We start from the raw sequence: 13,627 nt of genomic DNA, 5'->3' as shown, positions 1-13,627 counted from the left end.
TTATTCTGCTTTTTTAGTCATTTCAATCAACGCCGTCATCTCATCAGCCAAACCTGTAGCACTCCCCCTGAAACCTACGGAAATGAACCGCACGTACCCATTTTTGTCTATGATCAACTTTTGGGGTATGCCAGAGATGGTAAATGCTTTACAAATCTTATTAAATACTTCCGAATTGGTCTTCATGCCTTCCAATCGGTTATCAAATAGCACGTTGAAGGGATAATTGTTGTCTTTGATGTACTTCGCATTTTCTGTTTTGTAAGTATCACCTCTCTCTTCTGTATCTACAAAATAAAATACAACATCCGGATCATTTTTATATTTCTCTACAGCTAGTTTCATTCCCGGAAAGGAAGCTTTGCAAGGAACACACCATGTTGCCCAAAAGTCAAGGATTACGGTTTTCCCTTTGAGATCATTCGAATTAATGGTCTTGCCATTAAGGTCTTTCATGCTCCAGGTTGGCATTTCTTTCTTGATCATGCTTTCCATGATATCTTTTAGTTCCTTTTCTTTGTCGGCCGGGTTTTTCAAGCTTTCCAAATATTCCTGAAAACCTTTCTCTGAACCACGTTCTTTAACGAACGCCTCTCTAATCATCGCAATCATTTCTGTAGAGCTCTGATTCTTGAACATACTTTTTTTCAAAAGCACCTGCAGATCCCTGTTCAGACCTAACATCTTTAAACTTAATGCCTGTTGGTTATTTATCTCTGCATTGTTGTAGTCTAAAATGACCTGTGCCTCTTTTGCATATTGAAGTGCCTGCTGGTATCTTTTCTGATAATTCAAGAGCCCAATGTGATCTGAAGAAACGGTGGCAACAAATGTTTTCTGGTATTCACTTTTCCACTCTGAAGGAGAAAGATAGGCCATCGATGCCGGCTGGTTGGCTTTGAAGTATTCGAATCTTTTTACAAAAAGATCAGAGTCTTCAGCAATTTTTTTCAGATCACCTTCTTTTCTGTGATAAGGAATGCCTATTAGCTTATAATAAACTGAGGTAAGCATATTATATGGCAAGGAATCGATATACATACTCACGTAATCAGTTGGCCTTTTCTTCAGCCTTCCAAAAACCATCAGGTTTTGATATATAACACCATAATTGATTCTATTTTCCAAATTAAACTTTGCGTTTGTATTTGCTTCAGGGAATTTTGAAAGAAAATCTTCGGAAGCGACCAACAGTGAGTCAATATCTCTGATGGAGGACAATTTCTTGAATGCTGCAAGCCGTGCTATACTCCCATTTGGAAACTTTTGGCTGATTACCATATTGATAGAATCTGTTAGATTTTTATCCCGAATAAGGTTAGCACTGATATATCTTGCATCGAGCAGTTCCGACTCATTAGCATCCGTACGGGTAAGGTACTTAGTGGCTAAAACCAGTTTAGGAGCAGCATGCTCTCCCATGTAAGAGGAAAGGGCTATAGCATAATCCCTGGCCAATAAAGATTTCGATTTTTGGTTATTCAAAATCTCCTGGTTTAGCCAATGATATGTTGCAGTATCACTGATGCCCTTAAAATTGATGTATCCGGGAATATTTTTACCATATTTCGGTGATCTTGCAAATCCCCATCCAATGTATCCTCCAGGGGCCATTTTTCCTGGTCTATCCTTATCATTGAGCATAATAAAATAGCCAAAATCCTTGTTGTTGTCGATGGAATCTCCTGAAACGAATTTAAAGGCAAGTATTCCAGTATTGATCGGAACCTGTAAATCTGATTTCCATTCCTTTCCAGCCTTGACAAATTTCACATCGGCCGCTTCCCACCTATAATCGGTATATTTATATACCACCGCGTTAACAGATTCTTTGTTCTGTAGTGGTGTGCCAGATGGATTATAGAAAACAGTCAAGGCTTTTCCGTTATAGGGCTTTTCAGGCAGCGACCTGAAATTATCGGTGCGCTGACAAAATCCATTGATAGAGAGGGCGATAAAGAGTAAAAATGTTAGGGTTTTGTGTATCATCTTTTATTGATTAATTCTGGATGTTATCCGTGTTGTGGTTTACGCGGGTTAGGGGTTTGGCTCGAGTTCTGGATTGAGGTTACGAAGATATTCCGCGATTGGAAATGTATATTGGTTACTGTTTGGCGCCAATGTATAAATCACACCTCCAAAGTTTCTGGTATACGTTTTTTGGAAAGTTGTTTCATTGTTCAGCCTCCTCATATCCCACCACCTCAGCATGGTTCCAAAAAACTCTCTTCTACGCTCATCAATTACTTTTATCAGGGCATCAGTATTGTCATTGGCTGTAGCAGGCACATAATCGGCAGGCTTGAATCTTTTGATCCTTAAGATGTTCAACGAATTCATCGCAGCAGCAATATTCCCCGTACGCGCAAAACATTCAGCGCGGATGAGCAACATTTCAGGTACTGAAACGCCCTCGTTTCTGGTCTCGCCGGTTACGCTTTCCTTATAAAAAAACCTTCCTGTATAAGTAGAGGAGACTGTTGCTGCAGGAACGGTAAACAGTGTATAACGCTGATCTTTGGTACCCAATACCGTTAGGTATTCGTCGCTCAATTTTAATACTGAAGGTGCAATTGTCAATGATCCTCCAATGGGAAGTTTTGATAGCATGATTTCTGGATTTGCAATTCTTCTTGGATAGTTTGAGGTGTTAACGGCAGTTATAGCCGATAAATCGATTAAGGTATTCTTAATTTTTAATGCCTCTTCTGCGTATTTTAAAGCATTTGGGTAATCTGCCATCATTAAGTATGCCCTGGCCAATTCTCCGTAAGCAGATGCTTTGGTTGGTAGCGTGTTATAGGCTTGTGTAGTCGGTAAAGCCGGTAGCGCTTGCAAAAGATCGTTAATGATTTGATTGTACACCGTTTCAATGCTGGCCCTCTTCAAAGATTGACTGACCGTTTGCACCAAAATCAGCGGCACGCCAAGATCAGAACCTGCAGACGACCTCACATAAGGTTTGGCATAGGTGTTGATTAAGTTTAGGTATGCATCAGCCCGATGGACCAAAGCTTCTGCTTCCAATGCCTTTTTCTCCTCTTGAGTCCCATCACTTGCCGGAAGCTCATTGATTATGGTATTGCAGTTTAGTATTATAGCGTAAAGCGTATTCCAACTCTGGTCTTGCTCGTAAGTAGATCCAAATGGAAAAATAACGGGTCTCCAGTTATAACTTCCTGTCAGATAAGAATAGAATTGTGATCCGGTTAATGCCGTCTGTTGTGCGGCATCATTGATGTCAATATCAGACGAGGCAAAGTCGGATAGATTCTGTATATTCTCAAATGCAGCAGTATTGTTAAGCAAGTAGCGGTAATTGATCGTTTGATTGGGTACAAGGTTTCCCTGCGTTTTGATATCTACATACTTTTTACAGCCAGTCATTGCCGTCACAATGAGAGAAAAGCCTATAATTATATTTTTTAGTTTCATGATTGCCAAGGATTAAAAGTTAACATTTAAAGAGAAATTATAAGAAACTGCAGATGGAAGGCCCAAGGTTATAGAACTAAGACCAGCAACAAAATCCGGGTCGATACCCTCTTTGTTTGCTCTCCATAAAAGCCCTAAATTTCTCACAGCAAATGTGAAATTTGCGGTTCTGACAAAAGACGTTATTTTTTCAATCGGCAACTGATATGACGCCGATAGCTCGCGAAGTCGCACATAATCGCCCTTTAATACATTGATATCTGATTGTTGATAACGCAATAAACTCTGGGCAGCGAAATTTCCTACCGGACTGGGTACGTTGGTGAATGCCTCATCACCGGCCTTTACCCAACGTTTTGCCACATCCTCATGCAAATCATACCTTACGCCTGTTCTTGCCGAAGGGTAGGAACTGATAGTTGGTCTAAGAAACACGCTACCGAATTGGTAAGAGGCAACTGCCATTAGCGTGATATCCTTAAATTTAACAGATGTATTAAAGTTTCCAAAATAGGGTGCAGTTCTTCTTCCCGCATAATGCAATGCATTTATCGATGTAATATTCTGGTTAGCCGCTATTTTCGCGCCATTTTCATTGTACACCTGAGTAAGCCCATTTTGATCTAGTCCAGCATTTCTGTACACAAATATCTTATCCGTTGGGTAATCATTTAGATTGGCGCCAAATGCAGGATTAGAATAGAAGGATGAGGTGATTCCAAATCTTGCATCGGTGATTTTATTGGTGTTATAGGCAAAATTGATTCCGCTGTTCCATTCAAAGTCCCTCTTGCGGACAATAGTACCTCTGATACTCAAATCCATACCATTTCCGGATAAGTTGGTTGAGTTTCGATTAAGTGTGGTAACGCCATATGTCCCGTTGATTGGAAACTCATAAAATAAGTCCTTTCCTCGTTTCGAGTAAATATCTGCAGTTGCAAATAAGCGGCCGTTGAAGAGACCAAGATCAATACCCAGATTGGCCACGTATGTTTTTTCCCATCTCAATTCCGGATTAGCAGGTGCGACCAGAAACGCATAAGGCTGACCAGTGGTTAAATCTGCACTACCTAATCCGATATAGGTGAAGGGATAGATATTGGTCGATATATTACCATTCACGCCATAGGTTGCCCTTATACTTAAGGAACTTACAAATCCGGCTTTGGCTAAAAAGTGTTCCTTTTTTACATCCCATTTCAATCCCGTTGACCATAGTGGTGTTGCCCTGAACTTGCGATCGACACCAAAATTGTTGTAGTCATCATAACGTGCGCTTCCGGAAACGGTATACTTCCCGGCATAGGTATAGGCAGCGTTGGCATAGTACGATAAATATCTTCGTGTTTTATCCTGTTGAGTTGGCGCACCGCCCAAACTACTGGCAAAGCCTTGTATGGTTTGATATGGTGTAAAAAAATCCACAGGTCTGGAGAGTCCTGTACCGGTATTATAACCATACAGCGTATTGGCCCCTTGACCTATCTTGGTCTGGCGAATCTCTGATCCTGCAATAGCAGTCAATTGATGTAAACCAGCAAAAACCTGATCAAAATTGAGCTGGCCTCGAAGACTGTAATTGTTGCCGGAGGTGTTTATATTACTCAAAATCCCACTGCCTAACGGTAAACCAATAGAATTTTGGGCATTACCGTTTGAAGGTAGCGGTGTATAAGTATTGATAAAGTTCCGGTAATAATAGGATCTTTCATTAAAATAACTCCGGGTTTGACTAAAGCTTCTTTCGTTACCATAGAAAACATTCGCTGATAAACCTTTAAAGACCGGTACGTTCAGGTTGAGGTTGATCGTATAATTGTTATCCTGTTGGGTATTGTCCGCATTATCGATTTCATCCAAAGGATTGTAAAGCCAGTTGCGATACCCCCGGCTCTGCAGCGAATTGGTCCATCCCGAGTAGTATTGCCTACCGAAACCTATCCGATTTCCCTGATCGTCCAACAATCTATCGTAAGGCATAAAAGTGGATGATGAGGGACCAAATAACGTGTTGAGGGATTGACCATTATTATTGAATTTAAAGAAGGAACCTCTTACATTCGTTGATAAGGTGGCCACTTTGAAAATTTTGAAATTGTTGTTCAGAGTTATCGTTAAACGCTGTCCATCAACACCTACTGTTTGAGGATTTTCTTTGCTATAAGAGGCGGAATAATAATAGTCGCTGCTTTTTCCGCCGCCGCTCACCGAGAAATCATACTGCTGGTTGCTTGAGGGTCTTATCAAGTATTGAGATATCTGATCCCGGCTATCTATCGAGCTATATCGGCTAAGAGCGGCATCATAGGCAGACTGGGTTATTGTTCCGGCCCTGAGCTTGAAAATCAGATCGGTTACATTAGCTACGGGCTGTCCGAACGGGCTGGCTGAATTTGGTGGGGTGATCAGATTTTTAGCAACAAGATCCTGTTCAAAAGAGATCGCCTGACTTGAATTCATGATCTTCAAATAATCAAGATTGGGTTTATTGGATACGGTAGCTGAAACCGAGAAACTCACCCTGGGCGCCTGATTTGGGCTGCCCTTTTTTGTGGTAATTACAATTACACCATTCGCAGCCCGGGTACCCCAGATAGAAGCAGCGGCAGCGTCTTTTAACACAGTGATGTTTTCAACATCATTAGGATTGATGGTAGATAGATCCAATTCACTAATTGCACCATCTACCACCACCAATGGAAAGGTTTCTCCACGCAGCGTGCTAGCCCCACGAATGGACATACTATAATCTGATCTACCCACACTGCGCGTACCGTTGTTAATTCCAATTTGTGTATTTCCGTAAGTAAAGATATTATCAGAATTCAAATCAACTTTCAATCCCGCAACCTGGTTTTCCAGTCGCTGTATAAGATTAGGCGTCTTGATTTTCTGTAAATCAGCAGCCTTGATTACAGCAGCTGCTGCAGTAGAACGCTCCTTTGGCAACATCTGATAGCCGTTTGACACCACATTTACATCCTGAAGTTGTTCACCTGTAGCAGGCCTCATTCTTATCGATAAGTTTGTCACCTTTCCATCCAAATCTTTAGAAACCGATTCATAGCCTAAATAGTAAAAGCTTATTGTTGTCGCTGTATTAGGAAGAAAAATGGAGAAACTTCCCTGACGGTCGGTAATGACAGCGCGATTGGAACCATTTGACTTTATGGTCACTCCCGGCATTCCTTCTCCATCCTGATCAGTAACTTTTCCACTATAATAAACCTCTCCATTATCGTTTTTTAATTGAGTAGCGGAGAGATCATTCTGAAACATCCTATCCTCTTGCGCTATAATAGTGTAATTGCCCTCGCTCACATATAAAAACAAAAGACCGTTAGGGTATAAAGCTCTCTTGAGCGCCTCATCGACAGATTTCGCATTCAGGCTTTCTGAGGTCGTGGTTTTGCCCTGAATAATGTTATGCTTATAGGCAAACTTAGTCTTAAATCGGACAGAAATTTCATTTAGGGCCTTTTCAAGTGTTAATGTTTTTTGCTGCGCGGAGGAATCCGTGACTACAAAAAACACCATTAGAAAAACAATCACAGAGGTGATTGGTTTAAGTAGTTTTGTTTTCATTTTTTGTTTGGTTGGTTGTTTGGTTGTTGATTGTATTTTGAAGCCGGACGCGTTAACGTCTTGATGTAAGTGTGATCACGCTTCCCTCCTTCTTTATATTAACATTAAGTATATTACTCAGGGTGAATAAGACTCCGTTCTCATCTTTTAAGGAGATCGTCCCATCTATGACTTCATTGAGAAGATTTTGGTTTTCCATGACAACTTTATATCCGTACCTATCCTGAAAGGCAGCTATAATCTCACTCACTTTCGCCTGTTTAAGAATCAGCTTCCCTTCAATCCATGATGATGGAGATATGGACTGCACAGAACTAGATGTGATCCCCTCATTAAGCATATTGTTTTTGAATACGTTACCTGGTATCATGCTAAATTCCTTTCCTGTCTTCATCGATCTTACTAGTACCCGGCCACTTATAAGCGCTACCTGGGCTTCATGCCGGCGATCTCTGACATTGAATTCTGTTCCAAGCACCTGAATCTGGACAGTCGGGGTGTGTACCACGAACAGGTCTCCTCTTTGTATTGTTGCAGGATCGACATTCAAATGCCTAACCCTGAAGTATGCCTCTCCATCCAGCGAAACCGACCGCACCTTTTTCCACAGGTAGGCTCTGGGCATGGTCAATACGGAATTCGAGTTGAGGTGTATTTTGGTACTGTCATCCAATGTGACGATTTTGGTTTCACCGAAAGCTGTTTTAACAACAATGTCGCTATTGAAATACCAGGCTGAAAACACGGCAAAAACCAGAGATGCTGCTATAGATGATATCCAGATCGCTGTTCGCCTGATTTTTATTTTTTTTATTTCTTTCTCTGTTATTGAAGCCTTGATATCAACCCAAAGCTCCTCAATAAAAAATGGTGGGATTTGAATATGTTCTGCAGACAGAATGTACTTTAACTCTTTGAAGGCAAGATTGTAATTTTCCAGGTGACCTGCATTCGCCACAACCCAGCCCTTCCAAAACGCCACATCATCCTGAAGATTGTATTTTACAAAGCGAATGAAATCCTGATCATTCAGAAATTCTTCAACAGCATAATTATGGTATTTTTTTTCGTTCATCTATGGTACCTTTAAAGCAGGTTCACCATATAGACAGATGAATATTGAAAATTACCCCATGAAATAAAAAATAATTTAAAAAAAATTGGTGACGGTTACAGGATATGATTTTTATTTATGCTAATGAGGTAAATCATCAATAAAGCCTTGTCTATTTTCATAATCAGGCGAAGTGCCTCAAGTGCACGGGCGTTAAGTTTATAAGTACCTTTGATGGTTAAATCCATAATCTCAGAGATATCTTCATAATCCAGTTCTTCAAAATATCTTAAATAGATAATTTCTTTCTGCCTAGGGGTTAGCTGTTCCATTGCCTTGGATAGTTTAACAGTCTGCTCATTTTGCTTTTCTTTTTCAATCAGCTCCACTTCCACCGAAAAGGTCAGATCAAAGTAGTCCTGGTCATCTATTTCCGAATCTTTAAATTTCTTCGTCGACAAGCGGTAGTTGTTCGCCGAATTGCGGAACGAGGTGATGATATAACTGCGCACATTGGATACCATTGGCAGCTTTGCTCTTTTTGACCAAAAACCTACAAAAACATCCTGCATACAATCTCGGACTGCCTCTGAATTGTAGAGCAATCGCGAGCCATATTGAAATAATGATGGAGCATGCCGCTTATAAATTTCTTCCAAAGCTTCCATATCGCCATCCAACAAATGGCCCCAAAGCTGAGCATCAGTTAAGCTATTATCCAAATTCAATGATGAAAGGGGTTTGATAACTACTCAAGTTATATTAGATTCAACCGCATTTGCAATGATAACATTTTTATTACCAATCTGAAGGAGCTGTTGGATAATATTACTGGAACACAAATTTATGAATATTTTCTTCTAAAACAGTGCTCATAAAAAGCTATTCTGCAACCTCACTTTAAATATGGACAAATCTGGTTTATAACCAGGCTAAAGTGATAGTCGATTTACAGGTATTGGCTCATCTGAAAATGTTCGAAGAGGACTATTTCGTTAAATTGTTATCTGCAGACGCCGAATGATATACAATAAAAATTCGCATATGGGGGAAGTAATAAATTAATGGGTGCATTTTTCAGCTATTTAGCCCATGGAAACATTTTTAACAGCTTCCAGATGTACGTTTCCTTTAATTATCTATTTCCTACTAAGACCATTTTAGGATCATGATATTGTACAGTGGTTCTTTGATTGTTTTCAGGTTCCGCTAGCTGATGGTCTTGAACGAAGTCTAATTTTGAATTGATCGATCCTTTTTTTGTTTTCCTGTTGCAATAAGGATGGATATAAATTCAGTAGAATATTTATAACCATCATAATCAATGCAAATAAAAACTGACCGTTAAGTACTTTTACGATTGCAAAGATCATCACAAAGATGAATGCAATCAAATGGCCGACTTCAGCGATAGTCATTTCATGACGGAGATTATCCAATTCGCTTATCTTAATTTTCTTTTTTATAGAAAGTTTGGGATTAAAATATTTAAAGAATGAATTTTGAACGATCCAGAGAAATATTCCTAGTCCGATTCTTTTACTGAAAGCCGGATTCCTGATGATGATTAAATTCGTAAGTTTTTTTTGATAAAAGCTGGTTTTAACTAAAAGTGCATTTATTATTAGGCCGACTATCCAGGAAATGATGGCAATTGAGATGCTAAAAGAGATGTATCTGAGCATTTTTTTAAATTAATGTAATTCTTCAAAAGTAATTAAATTACGATTCTGAGCCAACAGTTAATAAAAAGATTGGCAGCAAAGGTCAATATGTTGTGCCGAAATCAGACTTTATCACACCAAGATTCACCATCATGGTGGAGGGCAAGAAATACCTCCATCTGCTCGGACTGAGTCTGTCCACCATGCGGCATGATAACGAACAAGAAGCTCCTGTAGGCGAATTCAGGATGTTGAACCATGCCCAGATTGCTTAGTATATGGTCATGACCAGCTCTTGGCAATTCTCCCTGTTTGGAACTATTTTGAGCGATGATGATAAAAAGCCTGGGATAATAGCAATAGAGAATTTGGACAAAGGCCTTCCACTTTTTTACCATTATGTTACCCATAGCACCGCCTGCAAAATTAGCCGTCTTAACAGCGGCCGGCTTGGATATAAAAAAGCCATTAAATGCCGGCCGAACAGCTATTCGGTTTTAATCTGTCTTTTGAGCAGGATGGAAATTTCTACATCCAGTTTTTTTTGGAGGATCTCGCCTTCAAAGCCAATGGTCCTAAACTGCATTTTACCCTGCTGATCAATAACGGCTATTGTAGGGATTACGTTAAAGCCCACTTTTTCACCGATATTTTTGTCATTATTAAAGTAAACAGGGAACTGATACTGGGGATTCTGCTTTACCCATTTCCTGGCGTCTTCAATGGTATTGTTAGAGCCGCTATTAACCACCATGAACATAACATCCCTGTTGTTTCTGTATTTTTCAAAAACCTTGTGAAAATATGGCATTTCCTGCATGCAGGGAACGCACCAGGTTGCCCAAAAATCAAGGATGACGATTTTTCCCTTCATCATTTCAGCGCTAACCGGTTTTCCTTCCAGATCCACCAGACCTGAAAGCTCGGGGCCAGGCTTGTTCATCATCAGCAGCCTGGTTTTAGCAGTCAGCTGATTGATTTCCAAAGCTTCCAGCTCTGCTACCTTCGAGCGGAAATCCTCTTCTGAGCTATTATATTTTAAAAAGTTGAGTTTGGCACTTTTTAGCACAAGGGAATCCGTTGGGTTTTTGACCAGTAACCTCCAAAGGATATCAAAGGCTTTACGGTGTTCGCCGAGCTGGGCCGATACTTCGGCACTATTGATCAGCCCATCTCTCCCATCTGAAGTCCTTATCGCCTCATCTGCCAGTTTTTTGGCAGAATCAACCTGCTTTAACTTAAGGAAATTAAGCGCTTTGAGTGAAAGCAGGCCAGACTTTGCCTCGGCTACAGTAAGCCTTCTTACACTATCGGGAACAAAAGAAGGGATATAACCAAACTCGGGGAAATACCTGATAATCCCTACAGGCCACTGCTCTGCTATCTTTAGCGATCTGTTGGCATAGCCGATAGCTGCCGATGGTGCAATCTTGCTCGCGGTCAGCGTGGTGGCGATATCTTTCAGCGTCTGCGGTGTGTAGGGCGTAGCCCTGGCATTGAGTTTTGAGGCATGAAGTAATGCCCTGACCGAATCTTTCTGAGCAGCATAATATTCAAAAAGCATTTTATGAATATTTTCAGATCCTTCTCCATCAGGGTGATTTCCTGTTTTCAGCAACGCTTCAAGCTTTGCTATCCTCACTGCGGCATCAGGCTCCTTTGCAATAATTGAAGCACGGAGATCTTTTGAAATATCTGCCTGGGGAAAACGTCGCATGATCACGCTGCGCACCGAATCGAGCCTGCTCTTTTCGCCTATCATCAGGTATCCCATGGTAACCAGGTTCACATTGCCTGGCAGGGTCGGGTTTTCCTCCAGCTTTGCGGCAATAATCTTTCTGGCTTGCTCCCTGAACTTCAGCTTTTCTTCCGCACTTTTCGCCATGATCATCCTGGTATTGAGCAGCGCCACTTTTGCTTCATAGTTACTGGGGTTGTTTTTCAATTCCTCTTCCAACAGGGCAGCTTTCCGTTCCTGTAAGTCAGGAGATTTAGGTATCTGAGCCGACAGGCTATAGGATTCGTGGAGCAGACTGCTTTTGACCCTTTTCGCGCCCTCAAACACCTTTAAAGCATAGTGCTGGTCTGGGCCAGGTTTCTGCACCTGATCCCCGCTCTGAAGATAAAAGGTGGCAAAAGTGGCAAACCTTCCGGCAACAAAAGAAGCCGTCCATATTTCACCCTGTTTTACCATTGGCATTTTCCATGGGAGATCATAAAAGGTGGAATAGGTGAACACGATCGTTACTGATAAGCTTTCAGGCTTGATTTTCGCATCTGCACCTGTTGGGTCATAACGTATGGTAACCGTATCACCTCTTTTTATTTTCTCGGGTATAATCGAAACGCTTTGTGCCCAGGCCTGCAGGAATGCAAGCACTGAGAACAAAAAACATAAAATTATTTTTCTCATCGTTCTAATTATTAGTTGTAACCGGGGTTCTGGATCATATTGGGGTTTGTGCGCATCGCCTCGATCGGGATCGGAAAAAGCACAGCTGTGGATTTCCAGGATGACTTGCTTTTCGGCAAAATATCATCCGCGCGGGATTTCGAAGGATCGCCTGAAAGGCTTTTCCACCTTTTCAAATCAAACCAGCGGTGGCCCCATTCTGAGAATAGCTCAGTCCTTCGTTCCTGCTCCACCTGGGCCATGGCTATAGCTGGTGTTGCTGCCACGGCTAAAGGTGCAAGGCCTGCCCGGTCGCGGATCACGTTCAGGTCATCCTTAGCGTCACTTAACCTGTTCAATCCTACCCTAGCTTCCGCCCGGATCAGGTAAGCTTCAGCAAATCTGAGTATCATTGAGTATTCTGTAACCGCAGCACCGGCAGGGCCCAATCTCACCTTATATTTAAAGGGATAGTAATGGGTAACAATTGGTGCCGTTGTAGTGGTGTAATTCCCAACCCAGTTGCTAAAACGCTTATCCCCAGCCTCAAAGCCTGATTCCAGTCCATCGCTTCCTTTTGTAAGACGATAAAGGGGGGCACCTGTTGGGATGAGCGTATTTCCTTCCCAGGTATTTCTTCCCCCAAGGGTATTGACTACCTGAAGCTGCCAGACAGCCTCTAAAGAATTCTTTAAAAAAGCCTTGGTCATGTGGGCAGCGTTATTGGGATCTGCGTTTTTCAGGAGCGAATATTGTGTAGTGGCCACAATAACTTCGGTAGATTCAGCCTCTGCCAGCGCATTATCCCCAGTGTAAAGGTAAACCCTGGAAAGCAGCAGTGTGGCAGCGGTTTTATTGGGCCTGGTACGTTCGCCATTTCCCGGATAGGCCGACACAAGCAGGCTCTTAGCATCTTTTAAGTCTTGGATGATCGCAGCATAAACTTCTGCTTTTGGCGTCCTTGGTTTACTGCTGTTGGCAATCACATCAGTATTGAGGATCAAAGGTACATCACCAAAGAAATTTACCAGGTAAAAATGACAGAATGCGCGCATAAACTTGGCCTCGCCCAAAAGCTGGTTTTTTACTGCCGGGCTTAGCGTACCAGATGCACTAACCCCTTCGATAACAGCATTTGAGCGGTAAATAAAATTATATGGCGAAGACCACATAAGTCCTACATAGCCATTGCCCGATGTCAGTGCATTATTCTTGAACTCATCAAAGTTGGCAAGTACCGAAGCATATACAAATTCATCTGCGGCCATTGCACAGGTGAAGCTGGTCAGCACGTTTGCAAACTGGTAATTGGAGGCATTCATGTCGGAGTAAATCCCCACCATAGCAGCAGTTGCGGTAGCATCGGTAGTGAAAACGGTCCCTGTGGCGAGCTGATCCTTTGGATCTTCGATTTCGACATATTTTTTGCATGACAGCGAGGAGCTGAGCACTGCGATGAACAATATATAATTGATAATTTTCATTGGAATTTTA

General features: G+C 41.5%; 8 protein-coding genes. All 8 read right to left on the bottom strand.

Annotation, left to right across the window (positions count from 1 at the left end; all coding sequences use genetic code 11):
• Complete coding sequence (locus ACN9MR_RS05360) at positions 1–1,989, bottom strand: TlpA family protein disulfide reductase (RefSeq protein WP_426328582.1); 1,989 nt, start codon at positions 1,987–1,989, stop codon at positions 1–3.
• A 48-nt stretch (positions 1,990–2,037) separates the two neighbouring features.
• Positions 2,038–3,435 carry a RagB/SusD family nutrient uptake outer membrane protein gene (locus ACN9MR_RS05355; RefSeq protein WP_426328581.1) on the bottom strand — a complete coding sequence of 466 codons (1,398 nt, stop codon included), beginning with the start codon at positions 3,433–3,435 and terminating at the stop codon, positions 2,038–2,040.
• A gap of 12 nt (positions 3,436–3,447) precedes the next feature.
• The gene (locus ACN9MR_RS05350; RefSeq protein ID WP_426328580.1) at positions 3,448–7,023 is read right to left on the bottom strand and encodes a SusC/RagA family TonB-linked outer membrane protein; all 3,576 of its coding nucleotides are present in this window, start codon (positions 7,021–7,023) and stop codon (positions 3,448–3,450) included.
• A 52-nt stretch (positions 7,024–7,075) separates the two neighbouring features.
• Positions 7,076–8,098, bottom strand: coding sequence for a FecR family protein (locus ACN9MR_RS05345; RefSeq protein ID WP_426328579.1), 1,023 nt, complete (start codon positions 8,096–8,098; stop codon positions 7,076–7,078).
• 95 nt (positions 8,099–8,193) lie between these two features.
• Positions 8,194–8,799: an RNA polymerase sigma factor gene (locus tag ACN9MR_RS05340; RefSeq protein ID WP_426328578.1), complete on the bottom strand. Its 606-nt coding sequence runs from the start codon at positions 8,797–8,799 to the stop codon at positions 8,194–8,196.
• Positions 8,800–9,276: 477 nt separating this feature from the next.
• A complete protein-coding gene (locus tag ACN9MR_RS05335) occupies positions 9,277–9,762 on the bottom strand; it encodes a hypothetical protein (RefSeq protein WP_426328577.1) in 486 nt (161 codons plus the stop codon).
• Between the two features lie 466 nt (positions 9,763–10,228).
• Positions 10,229–12,154: a TlpA family protein disulfide reductase gene (locus tag ACN9MR_RS05330; protein WP_426328576.1), complete on the bottom strand. Its 1,926-nt coding sequence runs from the start codon at positions 12,152–12,154 to the stop codon at positions 10,229–10,231.
• 11 nt (positions 12,155–12,165) lie between these two features.
• Positions 12,166–13,617, bottom strand: a complete 1,452-nt coding sequence (locus ACN9MR_RS05325) for a RagB/SusD family nutrient uptake outer membrane protein (RefSeq protein ID WP_426328575.1) — start codon at positions 13,615–13,617, stop codon at positions 12,166–12,168.
• Between the last annotated feature and the right edge of the window lie 10 nt (positions 13,618–13,627).

The sequence above is a fragment of the Pedobacter sp. R-06 genome (assembly GCF_049913135.1).
In the GTDB taxonomy this organism is placed as follows: domain Bacteria; phylum Bacteroidota; class Bacteroidia; order Sphingobacteriales; family Sphingobacteriaceae; genus Pedobacter.
This window is presented reverse-complemented; position numbering and strand designations above follow the sequence as displayed.

Bases quoted from the DNA above. Each gene is read 5' to 3' on its own strand.
- ACN9MR_RS05360 (WP_426328582.1), bottom strand. From the start codon at position 1,989: ATGATACACAAAACCCTAACATTTTTACTCTTTATCGCCCTCTCTATC.
- ACN9MR_RS05355 (WP_426328581.1), bottom strand. From the start codon at position 3,435: ATGAAACTAAAAAATATAATTATAGGCTTTTCTCTCATTGTGACGGCA.
- ACN9MR_RS05350 (WP_426328580.1), bottom strand. From the start codon at position 7,023: ATGAAAACAAAACTACTTAAACCAATCACCTCTGTGATTGTTTTTCTA.
- ACN9MR_RS05345 (WP_426328579.1), bottom strand. From the start codon at position 8,098: ATGAACGAAAAAAAATACCATAATTATGCTGTTGAAGAATTTCTGAAT.
- ACN9MR_RS05335 (WP_426328577.1), bottom strand. From the start codon at position 9,762: ATGCTCAGATACATCTCTTTTAGCATCTCAATTGCCATCATTTCCTGG.
- ACN9MR_RS05330 (WP_426328576.1), bottom strand. From the start codon at position 12,154: ATGAGAAAAATAATTTTATGTTTTTTGTTCTCAGTGCTTGCATTCCTG.
- ACN9MR_RS05325 (WP_426328575.1), bottom strand. From the start codon at position 13,617: ATGAAAATTATCAATTATATATTGTTCATCGCAGTGCTCAGCTCCTCG.